This is a genomic window from Capnocytophaga endodontalis (assembly GCF_002209445.1).
GTDB classification, from domain to species: Bacteria; Bacteroidota; Bacteroidia; order Flavobacteriales; family Flavobacteriaceae; genus Capnocytophaga; species Capnocytophaga periodontitidis.
In genome coordinates, this window is the sequence record NZ_CP022022.1 from 1,847,931 (window position 1) to 1,863,431 (window position 15,501).

Sequence of the window (15,501 nt, forward strand, 5' to 3'; positions counted from 1 at the left end):
CAATTTTATATAGAGGATTTTAAATTAAAACTATTTTAGTGATGCTATATGGAGTTTGTTTTTGGTTGTTGAACAAGAATAAAGACAATATTTTATTAGACAACAGTGGAATAGAAATGTTTGAAGCATTGAATCCGCAAGGAAAGTTATTTACTATCCTTGAAGATTTAAGTACATATTATAAAATATCTTATGGTGATAAAGTATTCATTATACGAAAAGAAGCTATGAAAGTTATAGAAGGTAGTTTTTTAGAAATAGGTACTTTGGTATCGGTAGTAGCCAGTGGAAAACAAGCTATTATAAAAGATCGATATTGGCATTTTAAAGATAGTAAGCCTTTTTATATTTTATTAGGTAGTAGTAGAAGATTTTTTGAGGAAGAATTGCTATATGAAGAAAGAAATATTAATATGTAGCGATTGTAATTATGACAATTTAGTAGCTGAGATTTATATAGATGATAAATATATAGCATTAGTTAGTTATGATGATAATGGTAATTTCTTTGTAGAAACACCTACGGTCAAACCAATTAATGAGGATATGATAACTCATAAGATTGACTATGATGTATTTATTGAGTTATTAGAAGAAGCTAAAAACAGTTTAAAATGAACGAAAAAATAGTAGTTTACCAAGTGTTGACAAGGCTTTTTGGGAATATTAATACTACCAATAAAGCGTGGGGCACTAAGGAAGAAAATGGAGTGGGTAAGTTCTCGGATTTTACTGAGAAGGCTCTATTAGAAATAAAAAAGTTAGGAGCTACACATATATGGTTTACAGGAGTATTACATCACGCACTCACTACTGATTATACAGCTTATGGCATCAGTAATGACTTTCCGGCGGTAGTAAAAGGACGCGCGGGCTCTCCTTATGCCATAAAGGATTATTACACTGTAAACCCAGATCTTGCTGACAATCCCGCACAACGTTTGGAGGAGTGGGAAGCTCTTATTGCACGTACGCACCAGTGCGGACTGAAAGTGATTATGGATATAGTGCCTAATCACGTGGCACGCCGTTATGAGAGTATTGCTAAACCTGAGGGAGTAAGAAGTTTTGGTGAAGATGATGATATTTCGGTAATTTATGCTGTAAACAATAATTTTTATTACAACCCCAACGAGGCTTTTCAGTTACCTGAGGGTATTTATGGCGAATATCACGAGTTTCCTGCTAAATGGACAGGTAATGGGGCGCGTGCTTCTCAGCCCAATCGCAATGATTGGTATGAAACCGTAAAGCTCAACTATGGGGTACGCCCTGATGGTATTAAGGATTTTCCAGAACTACCTATAGGTTTTGAGAGTGAAGATACAGAAGTACATTACCATTTTTGGCAAGACAAAACTGTGCCTAATACTTGGCAAAAGTTCAAAGATATTGCTTTGTATTGGCTTGAGAAAGGTGTAGATGGATTCCGTTATGATATGGCTGAAATGGTACCTGTGGAGTTTTGGAGTTATCTCAATTCGGCTATTAAACATCATAACCCAGAGGCTTTTCTGCTGGCTGAGGTATACAACCCCAATGAATATCGCCCTTACTTGCACTTAGGGAAGATGGATTACTTATACGACAAAGTGCAATTGTATGACACTTTGCGCAATATTGTAGCACACGAACATAGCACTGATGCCATAGCCCCTATACAAAACAACCTCTCTGATATTTCAGACCGTATGTTGCATTTCTTAGAGAACCACGATGAGCAACGTATAGCCTCACCAGAATTTGCAGGCTATGCCGAAAAGGCTAAACCTGCAATGGTAGTTTCTACCCTCATTAGCGAGTCACCGGTGATGGTGTATTTTGGTCAGGAGGTGGGAGAGAGAGCGGCAGAATGGGCAGGTTTTGGCAGTCCGTCGCGTACTTCTATTTTTGATTATATAGGAGTCCCTGCTCATCAACGGTGGGTGAACAACAAACAGTATGACGGAGGTCAGCTTAGTAATTCAGAGCGAGCATTACGTGATTTCTATCAGCGATTACTCAATTTAAAGGTCAATGGTGCTTATATTGATTTGCATCAATACAATCGAGAGCACACCGTTTATTACAACGACAAAGTGTATAGTTTTGCGAGAGGGAATGAAGAAGAGCAATGGGTGATGGTGTGCAATTTTAGTGAACACGAAAGCTATGGTTTTGACTTGCAATTGCCAGCCTATTTGCTAGGCAGTTGGTTCTTGAATGATGGTACATATACCCTTAGCGATGTTCTTTACCACGAAAAGCAAACTACTTTATATATAGAAAATGGCAAAGGAAGATTGCGAGTAGATATAGCCCCTTTGGAGTCTTTAGTGTTTAGAATTTCTTGATAAAGTATTTATATTGGTAATAAAAGAGTGAGAAATGAAACTTATGATAGTTTTGTTCCTCACTTTTTATTTTTTAGATATTTTCCCATTGAAGATAAGAGGAAATTATTTCTTTAGCCAGTTATTTTCAAACTTACAATTTTTATATTCTCCATTTACTGAAATGTAAGTCTTTTCAATGTGTTCTTTCATCCACTTGTTGATAGCTTTTAGTTGTTTTTCTTTGAGAGCTAAATCTTGTATTTTTACGTAGTCTTTTACAAAATCGGCTTGGTGTTCATCAATACGGTTTGTAATTTGGTAAATCTTATAAGTCTTTTTACCTGTTCTGTCTTCATCGAGGAAAGGTACTGACACCTCATTATCTTTTAGGTCTGAAATACGTGCGTAAAGGGTAGGCTCTATACGGGTAAGTTCAAAACGAGTAGAAAGATCTTCAGGGTTGATAAGCTGACCGCCATCGTTACGAGTTTCTTTTTCATCAGAGAAATTACGTGCAGCCTCATCAAAAGTGAGTTCTTTGTTAATGATGCGTTCGCGTATTTTAGCTATTTTTTCTTTAGCTTCGTTGAGAGCTTCCTCAGGGATATCAGGCATTAATAAAATGTGGCGTACACTCACTTCTTTACCACGAATCTTGTCCATTTGGATAATATGCCAACCGAAACTTGACTCAAAAGGTTTAGATATTTCGCCTTCTTGCAAGGAGAAAGCTACATCCTTGAAAGCTTTATCGAAAGCAGAATTACGGTTGAAAGTAAGGACTTGTCCGCCAGTAGCACGATCTTGAGAGTAAAGAATGGCTTTGGTAGAAAAACTCATACCATTTTCCTCTACATCCTTTTTAATATCATTGAGTTGATCTATTACTTTTTGTACTGAACTCTTGGGGGCAACTGGGTTTACCACAATTTGAGCTATTTCTAATTCAGTACCAAAATGCGGACGCTCATCGGCTGGTATAGCATTGAAGAAGGTGCGTATTTCTTCAGGAGTTACTTCTACATCTTTTATAATTTGTTGTTTCATACGCTGAGCGAGCATACTCACCTTTAAAAGGTTGAAAAGTTCGTCGCGCATAGATTGTTCGTCATCTTTTTTGTAGAACTGTAATAGTTTTTTGATGTCACCCCCTAATTGAGCAGTTAAAAACTCAATACGTTGGTTCACTTGGTCGCGTACTTCGCTATCGGTGAGCTTCACACTATCTTGCACAGCTTGGTGAGCATAGAGTTTATCCTCCATCAGTTTGCCTAACATCTGGCAACGGTTGATTTCACGGGTATCTACGTCTTGTTGTTGCAAATCAATATACGCTTTGTCGATATCCGATTCTAAAATTAGATAATCACCTACTACAGCTGCCACGCCATCTACCTTTTTACGCTCGTTGTTTTGGGCAAAAAATGGAGTGGAAAACAACAACATTACAAGAACCGACCAAATTTTTGTTTTATTCATAAACTTTGTTATTAACTTTAAACGTTCTATTACCATATCAAAAGATGTGCCTAATTGCACTAACTAATTTGCAAAAGTAGTATTTATATTGGAAAAATGAAACATTCTACGTTATTTTATTTTAAAACTACCGATGAGCCACCCTATTGCAGGGAAGTAAAAAGGAGCAGTGAATAACCACAAATACTCATAAAAATTGCTAAAAATAGGGTAGTTTCCAATAACTGAAAATCCCTTATAGGTGATTAATCCTTCGGTGGTGATAAAACAAAAGAGAAATAGATAAATAAGCCAACGGTTTACTTTATAAACATCTTCTAAAAACAGCAGAAGACCTATGGTTACAATCCCCAGAAAATTGAAGTGCAAATAACTAATTAACAGGTCGATGTTTTTAAATAAATAGGGGGTAAGCACAGGGAAAGCACCAGTGAACATCATTGCTACTTTGGCAATAAAAAAACTGATAAAAACCGTTGCTAAAAAGCTCTTTGGTTGAGTTTTTAGGTATAGGCGCAATATCATTATTACAGAGGTAAGCCAAATAAGCACAGAAACTCCCCCAACGATATAGTAGATAGGATAACTAAAATAGCCTACCCACGAGATAAAAAGCGACCCTATAATTCCCGCTTGAAATAGGATAAATATGCGCTTGATAAGTTGAGGGTATTGTATATCCCAACCATATTTTTTCACAAAGAGTCCCATTAGGCTACTAAGCATCCATCCATTGTATTGAAAGTGCAAAAAGAAGGCAATGGAACACATATACATTTCAGAAAATTTACCAAATTTTACGATAGTTACAGGCATAAACCATATTCCTAAACTTGATAAAATAAGATAAAAGATACCCATCTTTACAAAAGGGGAGGTTGCATATTTTATAAAGAATCTCGCAAAGAAGTAGGTACAAATGATAAATACTGATGAAAAACTGATAGAAATGGCTCCATATCCTTGAAAAGGGAAGCTACAGAGCATACCTAATATTGAAAATTGGGTGATGTAGAATAGCCAACGGTAGCGTTTGTGTAGTTGATTGTTGAAAGGGATAAAAGTTCGCGCTAAGATAGCCGAAAGTAGTATGTATACAAAACCTAAAAGAGCTAAGTGTGAATGGGTGTGCACAATATTCCGATAATTGAATACAAAAGGATAGTCGGCTACTTGTACTGAGCGCATAAAGATACCCAAGCACACTACTATAACGAAATAGGTAAATGCCCATCGTACATCAGTTCGTATGTTTAATTTAGTATTCAAAAGTACTATATTCGCTTTTTATAGTTAGACATTTTTTATCAGAAGCCTCTACATATCCTATTACTTGAGCCGGTACGCCAAAAGATTCTGAGATAGCTATCAAATCCTCGACAATAGCTTCAGGTACATAGAGTTCCATACGATGACCGCAGTTAAATACTTGGTACATTTCCTTCCAATCGGTTTTAGATTCTTCTTGAATAAGTTGAAAGAGAGGAGGAACGGGGAAGAGATTGTTTTTAACAATATGCAAATTATCTATAAAATGCAATATTTTAGTTTGTGCTCCTCCACTACAATGTACCATTCCACATATTTGGGTATTGTCATATTTTTCTAATATTTTTTTGATAATAGGAGCATAGGTGCGGGTAGGGGAGAGGACAAGTTTTCCAGCGTCTATAGGAGAACCTACAACACTATCAGTGAGGTGTTTAGTTCCTACATATACAAGCTCATCAGGAACTGAAGGATCAAAACTTTCAGGGAATTGATTTGCTAATGATTTGTTGAAAACATCGTGTCGAGCTGAGGTAAGTCCGTTGCTACCCATACCACCATTATAAGAAGTTTCATAAGTAGCTTGCCCATAAGAAGCCAATCCTACAATTACATTGCCTGCTTTGATGTTTGCATTATCAATCACTTCACTACGTTTCATACGTGCTGTTACAGTGGAATCGACAATGATAGTGCGGACTAAATCACCTACATCGGCAGTTTCACCTCCTGTAGAGTGAATATGTACCCCAAAGTTAGCCAATTCATTGATAAGTTCTTCAGTACCATTGATAATTGCTGAAATAACTTCTGCAGGAATGAGGTTTTTGTTGCGCCCTATAGTAGAAGAAAGCATAATGTTATCTACTGCTCCTACACACAATAAATCATCTATGTTCATTATGAGAGCATCTTGAGCAATGCCTTTCCACACACTTAGATCGCCAGTGGTTTTCCAATACATATAAGCTAAAGCGGACTTAGTACCTGCACCATCAGCGTGCATTACAAGGCAATATTGGTCATCACCAGTAAGATAATCGGGGACTATTTTGCAGAAAGCTTTGGGGAACAATCCTTTATTGATATTTTTGATAGCTTTATGCACTTCGTTTTTCGCAGCCGAAACTCCACGTTGTGCATAGCGTTTACTTACTTCCATTATAGTTTAATTTTGAGAGGCAAAGGTAAGAATAATTTGTCAATTAGCAAATTGGCAAATTAATTAATTATCCTTATCTTTGCCAAAAAAAGAAATGAATGACATATATGCATTAGTAGGTAAGAATATAGATTATTCTTTTTCAAGAAATTATTTTACCGAAAAATTTAAACACGAAGATGTGAAAAGCAGTCAGTATGTGAATTTTGACATCCAAAATATTGATGAACTGACAGATTTATTGCGTGCTACACCTAATTTAAGAGGGATGAATGTAACCATTCCTTATAAGCGTGATATTATGAAGTTCCTAATAGCGGTAGATCCTACTGCTTATGATATAGGAGCTGTAAATACCATACAAGTAACGCCTAAAGGACTTATAGGCTACAATACTGATTGTTATGGCTTTCGAGAATCATTACGTCCGCTCTTACAACCCCATCACACTTTTGCTCTTATATTGGGTACAGGAGGGGCTTCAAGTGCTGTAGCGTACGCTCTTAAGCAATTAAGAATTAGAGCTCAATTTATATCCCGTACTCCTAAAGAAGGTCAGTTAGCTTATGATGAACTTACCCCTGAACTTTTTCAAAAGTATACTTTGATTGTAAATTGTACTCCCTTAGGAACTTTTCCAAATATTACAGATTGTCCTCCAATTCCTTATGAATATCTCACTCCACAACACTTGCTCTACGATCTCATCTATAATCCTGCAGAAACTACTTTTTTACAAAAAGGGAAACAGCGAGGGGCTACCATTTGTAATGGTTTGCAGATGTTAGTGTTACAAGCTGAAAAATCGTGGGAGATTTGGCAAAAAAAGTGAGCTAACAAATTAATGTTGCTCACTTATTACTTTAGTAATACGCACAAAATCTTGCCAAGGCAATTGTTCAGGGCGTTTATCAAATATAGAGTCTTGTTTTAAATTCTCATCTATAAGCAGTGATTTTAGACTATTGCGAAGGGTTTTTCGCCTTTGATTAAATGCTGTTTTTACCACCGTAAAGAACAAACTTTCATCACAATCTAAATGAAAGTCAGTTTTGCGTACTAATCGTATCACTCCACTTTTTACTTTTGGAGGAGGGTTGAAAACTCCTTCAGAAACAGTGAATAAGTAGTAAGCATCGTAGAAGGCTTGTACTAAAACTGATAAGATACCATACGTTTTGCTACCTTCGTGTTCACATATACGTTCAGCTACTTCTTTTTGAAACATTCCACTAAACTCAGGAACATACTCTCGCAATTCAAGCAATTTAAAAACAATTTGAGTAGAAATATTGTATGGGAAATTACCAATAATAGCGAAGGGCTCCCCTATATAATCAGTTATATTGTATTTCAAGAAATCATCGGCAATGATTTTTCCTTTGAGCTCAGGGTAATGCGTTTCTAAATAAGCTACTGATTCTTTATCAATTTCAACGATGTGTACATCAACATCTTTTTTGAGTAAAAACTGAGTGAGTACTCCCATTCCTGCCCCTATTTCTATCACTTTATTATAACCTTTTAGTGATAGTGTATCTGCTATTTTTTGAGCGATGTTTAAATCCTTTAAGAAATGTTGCCCTAAATGTTTTTTTGCTTTTACTAATTCCATAAATCTAACTTCTTACTTTTCGGAGTAACAAAATAGCTAAGGTAAGGAAAATAAGGTTAGGCAAGAGGACAGCCATCAAAGGTGATAAGCCTCCTGAGGTTTGGGCAAGGGTTCCAAACACACGGTCGAAGAACACAAAGCTAAACCCTACGACTACTCCCACCATTAGGTTGATTCCCATTCCTCCGCGCTTTTTCACCGATGAAACAGCTACGCCAATAAGCGTAAGGATAAAGGCAGTACTTATTGCGCCCCAACGGCGGTATTTTACCAACAGATACATATTTAAATTGGGTGAACCTTTCATCTTTTCGCGTTCAATAAACTTGTTTAGCTCAAACAAGTTCTTATTTTCCGCTGTATATTCCATCGGCATTAGGTCATCGGGCTTGAAATTGAATATCGTGTCTAACTGGTCGCGTTTCACTATCACATCGTCGCCCTCCCCTATCTTTCTTTTGGAGTAATTGGTAAGCCGATAGGTTTTCGTGCTGTCTATCCACTGAATCGTTTCGGCATTTATCTTTTCCGTCATCTTAATACCATTAAAATGTTCTACTGAAAAGTTATATCCGCGTTTGTCTTGGTAGTTAAACGAGCTTACATAAAGGTAATCGTTGTCAGAAAACTGATTGTAGAGGTCTGAAACGCTTTCCACCTTCGAAGAACGTATATACTTATTCCAAAAATCATTATACACAGTGCTGGCAGCGGGTACAATAAACATTCCCATAAAAAACACTATCACCGAAATGATACTCGCACCCACGATATACGGACGCAAAAAGCGCATATATGATACACCTGAGCTCTGGATAGCGATTATCTCGGTATTATTGGCTAACTTTGATGTAAACCAGATGATAGAGAGGAATAGCAAGATGGGAAACAATATATTGGCAAAATAAACGATAAAACTGAGGTAATACCACAGTATTTCGTTCATCGGAGCGCCCTTTTGTATCATCTTATCTACTTTTTCAGATAAATCTACAATAATTCCGATAGGAATAAAGAGAATTATCATCATAAAGAAGGTAAGAAGATAGCGTTTTAAGATGTACCAGTCGAGTATTTTCATTTTTTTGTTTTTTAAACTTCCCCCTATCTCCCTCCAAAGGGGGAATTAGCGACGCAAAAGCGTTTTTATCAGAAGTATATTAATTAATTTAATTTGTTTAAAGACGATTTGACATATCAGTAACCATTTTTGTCTTCCACGTAAGGAAAGTACCCGCTACAATTTGTCGGCGAGCTTCCCTCACAAGCCATAAATAGAAACCAAGATTGTGAATTGAAGCGATTTGTTTTCCCAAAAACTCGTTAGCAGCGAATAAATGACGTAAATAGGCTTTCGTGTAATAGGTATCTACGTATGTATGCCCATCAGGGTCTATGGGCGAGAAATCATCTTCCCATTTTTTGTTTTTAATATTGATAATTCCTTTTGCAGTAAAGAGCATTCCGTTGCGAGCATTGCGCGTGGGCATTACACAATCCATCATATCCACTCCCAAAGCAATATTTTCCAATATATTAACGGGTGTACCCACTCCCATAAGGTATCGGGGCTTGTCTTTGGGGAGAATATCGCATACAAGTTCGGTTATTTCATACATTTGTTCTACGGGTTCACCTACTGATAGCCCCCCGATAGCGTTTCCGTCGGCATTTTTGCTTGCAATATATTCGGCAGACTGTGTACGAAGGTCTTTATAGACTGACCCTTGTACTATCGGGAATAAACTTTGATGATAACCGTATTTAGGAGGTACTTTTTCGAGGTGAGTAATGCATCTATCGAGCCACCTATGTGTAAGGTGCATTGAACGTTTTGCATAACCATATTCACAAGGGTAAGGCGTGCATTCATCAAAAGCCATCATAATATCAGCGCCTATACTGCGCTCTATTTCCATTACTTTTTCGGGTGAAAAAACGTGAAAAGAGCCATCGATATGGCTTTTGAACTTTACACCTTCTTCTTTTATCTTTCGGTTGGCAGCCAATGAATATACTTGATAACCACCGCTATCAGTAAGTATGTTTCTATCCCAATTAATAAACTTATGTAAGCCTCCTGCTTTTTCCAAAATGGGTGTTTGAGGTCGCAAATAGAGGTGATAGGTGTTTCCCAAGATGATATCGGCATTAATATCGTCTTTCAGTTCGCGTTGGTGCACCCCTTTCACGCTTCCCACCGTTCCCACAGGCATAAAAATGGGGGTTTCAATCACGCCGTGGCTGGTAGTAATCTTCCCAGCACGTGCTTTAGTATGTTCGTCTGTTTTTAGTATTTCAAAATCCATAGTTGAAACATTTTCGGGCGCAAAGGTAGGGAAGAATTAGCAAATTAGCAAATTAGAAAAGTTGACAAATAGGCTAATATCTCTTTCAGAATAACTGAGTAAGGGCGTAAATAGCTAAACCGACTAATCCGCCTACCAAAGTGCCATTGATACGGATAAATTGGAGGTCTTTACCTACTTCCAATTCAAGTTTTTCGCTCAATTCGCGTCCCTCCCAGTTCTCCACCGTATGACTGATGAGTTTTCCCACTTCCTCTTTGTTTTTTAGCACAAACTGATAGGCAGTTTTCTGTACCCAAGCGTCTATTTGGTGTTGCAGCTGGGCATTTTGGCGGAGTTCATCGGTGAGGCACTCCGTAGCGGTGCGCAATAGCTTTGCAAGATGTTGTTCCCACTCAGGAGTATTGAGTTTTTCGGCAAATTCATATAATTGCGCTGTAATTTCAGCCCTGATAGGGTGTGTTTCATCTTCCGAAGCTTTTAAAGCTAATAAGTAAAGTCCATTGGCAACTTTTTTAGCAATTTTGTTTTTTAGAAATGAAGGAGTAAGAGAAGAAAACTGTTCTTTGATTTCTTGATGTATGAGTTCTTCATTTTCAAAGAGATATGTAGCTATTTTCTCAAAAACATATTGGAGAAATTCTTGGTGTTTATTTTCATCTAAAAAGGAAATTAGAGCTTCACTTACTTTTTTATTGAGAGGAATGTCCTTTACAAAAGATTTAATCTTAGTTAGTGTACTTTCTTTTGAAAGTTGTTCTATTATAAAGGTAGAGACTTTAATATTGGTAATATAAGGACGTATTTGTTTAGGTTTCAAAAAGTTCTCCACTACAAAATCACCTAAGTTTTCACCTATATCATTTTTTCGTTCCTCAATGAGGTTAGTATGAGGAATGTTTAATCCTAAAGGCTTGTGAAAGAGCGCTGTTACTGCAAACCAATCGGCAAGCGCTCCTACCATAGCAGCTTCAGAAAAAGCCTTTATATAACCTATAAAAGTGAGTTCGGGATCTTTTTTATGCCATACCACCATTACCATATAAATGATGAGCATCAAAACAAAGAGCCCCGTAGCTATATTCTTGTGGTGTTGTAGTTTTCTTTTTTTATCCTCCATTTATTCTATTACTTGTTATCTGATAAAAAAGGCTGCTCAATAGATGAACAGCCTTTTTTGATTTTTTATTTGTTATAAACGCTTTCTTTTTTGAAGTGTTTAGCTAACAAATAATACACAACTGCACGGTACTTATTTCTGTTAGATTTTCCATACTTTTCAAGTACAGCATCAATAGCTTTGTCTAACTCAGGACCATCTTTCAAGCCTAATTTTTTGATTAGGAAATTTTGTTTTACACGGTCTAACTCAGTTTGGTCAGAGCCAGATACTTTAGAAGCATCGTTGTTGTAGATAGAAGGGCCTAAGCCTACCGTTACTTTTGTTAAGAACTCTACATCTGGGTTCTTTTCACCACATTTTTCTTTCAAATCTTGGGTGTACAAAGCGATTAAATCATCACGTTTACTCATAATTTTTTATATTTAAAATTATTAATGCGGTAAAGGTAGTTATTTTTTCAATACCTCAAAATATTTTAACAAAACTTTATCATTTATTTTTCGTGGTGTATGTACTTCTAAGAGCTTAGGTACATCCGATTTTTCATAAAAATCACTTATTTTTCGTTGTAAATCAGTGATATTGGTAGCTAACTGATAATTGATGTTGTACATTTCACAAAAATGCTCGGCTGTGAGTTTGTGAGGTGTCTCAAAGAAATATTCAAAGTTAGGATCAGTTTTATCACCAGGGAGTATCCTAAAGATACCTCCCCCTTGATTGTTGAGAAGAATTATTCTGAAGTCTTGTGGAATATACTTGTTCCAAAGTGCATTACTATCGTAGAAAAAACTTAAATCACCCGTGATAAAAACGGTAGGCGATGCACTCCCGACAGCAGCCCCAATAGCTGTGCTCATACTACCATCAATACCGCTGGTGCCACGGTTGCAAAACACTTTCCAAGAAGGGTGTGCTTTCATCAGTTGGGCATATCTGATAGCTGAACTATTGCTTATTTGCACAATATAATCATTAGGGATACTCTTAAATACTTCACAATACACTTTTAAATCGGAGAAAGGGGTTTGATTGATATACTCTAAATGAGTTTGTTGTATCTCGTTTTTTACCCCCAACCACTGTTGTTGATAGTTAGAAGACACACTCATTAATTTAGGGGTAACCTCTTTCAGAAAAGTATTGATATCTGCTTTAAAATGAGCTGTTAAACAGAAATATGAATTATAATCTTTGTGTAAATCTACATTATAGTGATAGGCAGGTTGATAAGAACGCAAGAACTGTTTTATCTTTTTGGAAACTACCAGACCCCCAAAAGTAAGTAACAGATCTGGGCGTAAGGCTTCTTTTAGAGTAGGGGCTTTTTCGGTATAAGTGAGCAATTTATCGATATAAGGAATAAAATGCGAATGGTGCAAGTTTGATGTAGTTTCAGTGAGTACTACTACAGACGGGTCTTTGGCAAGCCATTCAACATATTGATATTCTACACTATTGGGTGTTAATACCCCTACTAATACCATTTTTTTAGCCGAAGAGTTCCAATGTTTTACAAAATTAATAGCTTTATCCTCATTAATAATAGGATTTTTGATTTCTGCAACGATGTTCTCAAAAGGATACTGTTCTTCGGTAGTGAGGTATAAGGGTTCTTCAAAAGGCACGTTGATATGTACTGGTAATTGCTCCTCTATAGCTGTATTCAACGCTCTGTTTAGTTCATAAAAGTTGCTTTTATCACTATGCGTTTCATCTGATAGATTGGCATTGTAGGCACTGTGGTTTGTTAGTACATTCACCTGACGTATGGTTTGTCCATCGCCTATATCTATTTTGCTTGATGGGCGGTCGGCAGAGATAACTACCAAAGGGATATTACTGTAAAAAGCCTCTGAAAAAGCAGGGTAGTAATTGAGTAAAGCAGATCCTGAAGTACATACTACTGCCACAGGCTCACGCCGTTGTTGAGCAATGCCTAAGGCAAAGAAAGCGGCACAACGCTCATCAACAATACTATAACAGCTAAAATAAGGATCGTTAGCAAAGCCTATAGTTAGAGGTGCATTGCGCGATCCTGGAGAGATGACGATGTGCTTTATTTGTTTAACTTTACAGGCTTCTATTACGTGTTGAGCTAATTTAATTTGAGGTCTTTTCATCTATTCAGTGAGCTTGTTTTTATGCTGATAATACTCATATAAGGCTACTTGAGAGCGCAAGGTAGGGGTGGTGTGAGGGCGATAAGTATTGTCTTGCGCTTTGTTGATGATACGCGCTTTTACATTATCAGCCCAACTTATTTCGAAGGTATCTATCAACTCTTGCTGTATGGTTTTATCGTAAATAGGGCAACCTACTTCTACTCTGAAAGAAATGTTGCGCGTCATCCAGTCGGCTGAGGAGATATATACTTTAGGGGTACCTCCATTGCCAAATATAAACAAACGTGGGTGTTCTAAGAACTTATCGACGATACTAATTACCTCAATATTCTCGCTCATTCCTTCAATACCAGGTACTAAGCAACAAATGCCGCGTACAATCATTTGTATTTTTACTCCTGCACGGCTGGCTTCGTATAGTTTATCAATCATCTTGTAGCTGGTGATGTTGTTCATCTTTAGCTTGATATATGCCTCTTTGCCCGCTTTAGCATTCTTGATTTCCTCATCTATAAGGTGTTTAAGTTGTTTTTTGGTATAGTGAGGAGAGACTATTAAATGCTTGAATTTTTGCACATTATAGTTGGTATCAAAGAAGTTGAACACTTTGTTTACCTCTTTGAGAATCACTTGATTGGCAGTAAACAGTGTATAATCAGTATAGATTTTAGCTGTACTTTCGTTGAAGTTACCTGTGCTGATAAAACCATAGCGTTTCAGTTCTTTACCTTCTTTGCGTTCAATTACGCATATTTTACTATGCACTTTGAGTCCGCGTACGCCAAAAATGAGTTTTACACCCTCTGCTTTTAGTTGTTCAGCATATCGTATATTTGATTCCTCATCAAAGCGTGCTTGCAGTTCTATCTGAACGGTTACTTGTTTACCGTTTTTCACTGCATTGATGAGTGAATTGACTACTTGTGAGTTCTTTGCCAAACGATAAATGGTTATTTTTACCGACTTCACTTTGGGGTCAAGGGCAGCTTCTCTCAAAAACCATATAATGTTAGAAAAAGTATGGTAAGGTGTGTATTGCAAATAGTCCTTTTCAGCAATTTTCTTTAGTAAACTCTCTTCAGAGGTAAGTCCTTGTACGGGTAGAGGTTGTATAGGAGCATAGGTCAAATCCTTACGGCCTAAGCTGGGAAAGCTCATAAAGTCGCGACGGTTGTGGTAACGCCCTCCAGGTATTACACTATCAGTTTTTGCAATCCCCATCTTCTCGAATAAGAATTGTAAGGTGTCCTTATCAATCATTTTGTCGTATACAAAACGCACTGGTTCCCCTTTGCGCCGGTCTTCCACACTGGTAGAGATTTTTTCGATGAAACTTTTGCTCAAATCATCGTCGATGTCTAATTCGGCATCACGGGTGATTTTAATCATATTTGCTGTAAGCGATTCGTAATTGAAGATGTTGAATATTTTGTACAAACAGAAACGAATTACATCATCCAGCATAATGATATAGTGTTTGTCACCTATCTGAGGTAGTTCTATAAAGCGGTCGAGAGTAGTAGGTAACTCAATCAGTGCATATTGTATTTTTTCTTTGTAGACACGTGATGAAAAGAACTTTTCTACACCTGAAGCTTTCTCGTCCTCTTCCTTTAGTGTCATTTTTACTGCCAAATACGCCACATCATCTTTCAGTTGAGGAAACATCTCCAAATCGTTGAGGATAATAGTAAAGAGGGCAGGGCGCACTTTGTCGTAGAAATACGTATTTACAAAGGCTTCGTGCTCAGGCAATAAGGTCTTTTCATCTACTATAAAAATTTGCTCTTTCTCTAATTCTTTGGTGATAGAGTCAATGATTTTCAAACTTTCATCTTGCAAAAGAATTACCTCTTTAGTAATTTCTTCTAAAAGCTCTTTAGCGTGTACTCCTAATTCTTTGTCGGAAGTTTCGTTCATAGCAACACGTTTCACTGTAGCGTAACGCACTTTGAAAAACTCATCTAAGTTGTTAGAAAAAATACCCGCAAAGCGCAAGCGCTCTAATAGAGGCACGCGTTCATCGGCAGCCTCTTGGAGTACGCGAGCATTGAATCTGAGCCAACTCAATTCGCGGTTGATATATTGATTTTCTGTTTTCAT

14 protein-coding genes are annotated in these 15,501 nt (G+C 37.1%); 4 read left to right on the forward strand and 10 right to left on the reverse strand.

The window, feature by feature from the left end; genetic code table 11:
• Positions 1-41: 41 nt before the first annotated feature.
• The 3 genes from CBG49_RS08275 to CBG49_RS08285 are packed head-to-tail and all read left to right on the forward strand — an operon-like array spanning position 42 to position 2,333.
• Complete coding sequence (locus tag CBG49_RS08275) at positions 42-419, forward strand: hypothetical protein (protein WP_088594122.1); 378 nt, start codon at positions 42-44, stop codon at positions 417-419.
• Entirely contained in the window at positions 394-618 is a 225-nt protein-coding gene (locus CBG49_RS08280) for a hypothetical protein (RefSeq protein WP_088594123.1), read from the forward strand. Before CBG49_RS08275 ends, CBG49_RS08280 begins: the two co-directional genes overlap by 26 nt.
• Positions 615-2,333 carry an alpha-amylase family glycosyl hydrolase gene (locus CBG49_RS08285; protein ID WP_088594124.1) on the forward strand — a complete coding sequence of 573 codons (1,719 nt, stop codon included), beginning with the start codon at positions 615-617 and terminating at the stop codon, positions 2,331-2,333. The genes CBG49_RS08280 and CBG49_RS08285 overlap by 4 nt, the downstream gene beginning before the upstream one ends.
• 105 nt (positions 2,334-2,438) lie before the next feature.
• Here CBG49_RS08285 and CBG49_RS08290 read toward each other — a convergent pair whose 3' ends face one another.
• The 3 genes from CBG49_RS08290 to CBG49_RS08300 form a co-directional block, all read right to left on the reverse strand.
• Positions 2,439-3,794 carry a peptidylprolyl isomerase gene (locus tag CBG49_RS08290; protein ID WP_034555793.1) on the reverse strand — a complete coding sequence of 452 codons (1,356 nt, stop codon included), beginning with the start codon at positions 3,792-3,794 and terminating at the stop codon, positions 2,439-2,441.
• Between the two features lie 111 nt (positions 3,795-3,905).
• Complete coding sequence (locus tag CBG49_RS08295; protein ID WP_088594125.1) at positions 3,906-5,072, reverse strand: hypothetical protein; 1,167 nt, start codon at positions 5,070-5,072, stop codon at positions 3,906-3,908.
• Positions 5,053-6,225, reverse strand: coding sequence for an AIR synthase related protein (locus CBG49_RS08300; protein WP_088594126.1), 1,173 nt, complete (start codon positions 6,223-6,225; stop codon positions 5,053-5,055). Before CBG49_RS08300 ends, CBG49_RS08295 begins: the two co-directional genes overlap by 20 nt.
• 94 nt (positions 6,226-6,319) lie before the next feature.
• On the opposite strand from CBG49_RS08300, the gene CBG49_RS08305 reads away from it, so the two are divergent.
• A complete protein-coding gene (locus CBG49_RS08305; protein ID WP_088594127.1) occupies positions 6,320-7,057 on the forward strand; it encodes a shikimate dehydrogenase family protein in 738 nt (245 codons plus the stop codon).
• A 9-nt stretch (positions 7,058-7,066) separates the two neighbouring features.
• On the opposite strand, the gene rsmA is transcribed toward CBG49_RS08305, so the two are convergent.
• The 7 genes from rsmA to ppk1 all read right to left on the reverse strand — a co-directional run bounded on the left by rsmA (position 7,067) and on the right by ppk1 (position 15,501).
• The gene (gene rsmA / locus CBG49_RS08310) at positions 7,067-7,840 is read right to left on the reverse strand and encodes a 16S rRNA (adenine(1518)-N(6)/adenine(1519)-N(6))-dimethyltransferase RsmA (RefSeq protein WP_088594128.1); all 774 of its coding nucleotides are present in this window, start codon (positions 7,838-7,840) and stop codon (positions 7,067-7,069) included.
• A 4-nt stretch (positions 7,841-7,844) separates the two neighbouring features.
• The gene (locus CBG49_RS08315) at positions 7,845-8,921 is read right to left on the reverse strand and encodes an LptF/LptG family permease (RefSeq protein ID WP_088594129.1); all 1,077 of its coding nucleotides are present in this window, start codon (positions 8,919-8,921) and stop codon (positions 7,845-7,847) included.
• A gap of 97 nt (positions 8,922-9,018) precedes the next feature.
• Positions 9,019-10,149 (reverse strand): tRNA guanosine(34) transglycosylase Tgt, encoded by a 1,131-nt coding sequence (gene tgt / locus CBG49_RS08320; RefSeq protein WP_088594130.1) that lies wholly within the window; start codon positions 10,147-10,149, stop codon positions 9,019-9,021.
• 85 nt (positions 10,150-10,234) lie between these two features.
• The gene (locus CBG49_RS08325) at positions 10,235-11,269 is read right to left on the reverse strand and encodes a DUF445 domain-containing protein (protein WP_088594131.1); all 1,035 of its coding nucleotides are present in this window, start codon (positions 11,267-11,269) and stop codon (positions 10,235-10,237) included.
• Positions 11,270-11,334: 65 nt separating this feature from the next.
• The gene (locus tag CBG49_RS08330) at positions 11,335-11,682 is read right to left on the reverse strand and encodes a DUF2853 family protein (protein WP_088594132.1); all 348 of its coding nucleotides are present in this window, start codon (positions 11,680-11,682) and stop codon (positions 11,335-11,337) included.
• Positions 11,683-11,721: 39 nt separating this feature from the next.
• Positions 11,722-13,395 carry a 2-succinyl-5-enolpyruvyl-6-hydroxy-3-cyclohexene-1-carboxylic-acid synthase gene (menD, locus tag CBG49_RS08335; RefSeq protein WP_088594133.1) on the reverse strand — a complete coding sequence of 558 codons (1,674 nt, stop codon included), beginning with the start codon at positions 13,393-13,395 and terminating at the stop codon, positions 11,722-11,724.
• Complete coding sequence (gene ppk1, locus CBG49_RS08340) at positions 13,396-15,501, reverse strand: polyphosphate kinase 1 (RefSeq protein ID WP_088594134.1); 2,106 nt, start codon at positions 15,499-15,501, stop codon at positions 13,396-13,398.

What these genes read in the sequence shown, in the direction of transcription:
- CBG49_RS08300 (WP_088594126.1), bottom strand. Translation starts at nt 6,225, where the DNA reads ATGGAAGTAAGTAAACGCTATGCACAACGTGGAGTTTCGGCTGCGAAA.
- ppk1 (WP_088594134.1), bottom strand. Translation starts at nt 15,501, where the DNA reads ATGAAAACAGAAAATCAATATATCAACCGCGAATTGAGTTGGCTCAGA.
- rsmA (WP_088594128.1), bottom strand. Translation starts at nt 7,840, where the DNA reads ATGGAATTAGTAAAAGCAAAAAAACATTTAGGGCAACATTTCTTAAAG.
- CBG49_RS08275 (WP_088594122.1), top strand. Translation starts at nt 42, where the DNA reads ATGCTATATGGAGTTTGTTTTTGGTTGTTGAACAAGAATAAAGACAAT.
- CBG49_RS08290 (WP_034555793.1), bottom strand. Translation starts at nt 3,794, where the DNA reads ATGAATAAAACAAAAATTTGGTCGGTTCTTGTAATGTTGTTGTTTTCC.
- CBG49_RS08325 (WP_088594131.1), bottom strand. Translation starts at nt 11,269, where the DNA reads ATGGAGGATAAAAAAAGAAAACTACAACACCACAAGAATATAGCTACG.
- menD (WP_088594133.1), bottom strand. Translation starts at nt 13,395, where the DNA reads ATGAAAAGACCTCAAATTAAATTAGCTCAACACGTAATAGAAGCCTGT.
- CBG49_RS08285 (WP_088594124.1), top strand. Translation starts at nt 615, where the DNA reads ATGAACGAAAAAATAGTAGTTTACCAAGTGTTGACAAGGCTTTTTGGG.
- CBG49_RS08315 (WP_088594129.1), bottom strand. Translation starts at nt 8,921, where the DNA reads ATGAAAATACTCGACTGGTACATCTTAAAACGCTATCTTCTTACCTTC.
- CBG49_RS08330 (WP_088594132.1), bottom strand. Translation starts at nt 11,682, where the DNA reads ATGAGTAAACGTGATGATTTAATCGCTTTGTACACCCAAGATTTGAAA.
- CBG49_RS08280 (WP_088594123.1), top strand. Translation starts at nt 394, where the DNA reads ATGAAGAAAGAAATATTAATATGTAGCGATTGTAATTATGACAATTTA.
- tgt (WP_088594130.1), bottom strand. Translation starts at nt 10,149, where the DNA reads ATGGATTTTGAAATACTAAAAACAGACGAACATACTAAAGCACGTGCT.
- CBG49_RS08305 (WP_088594127.1), top strand. Translation starts at nt 6,320, where the DNA reads ATGAATGACATATATGCATTAGTAGGTAAGAATATAGATTATTCTTTT.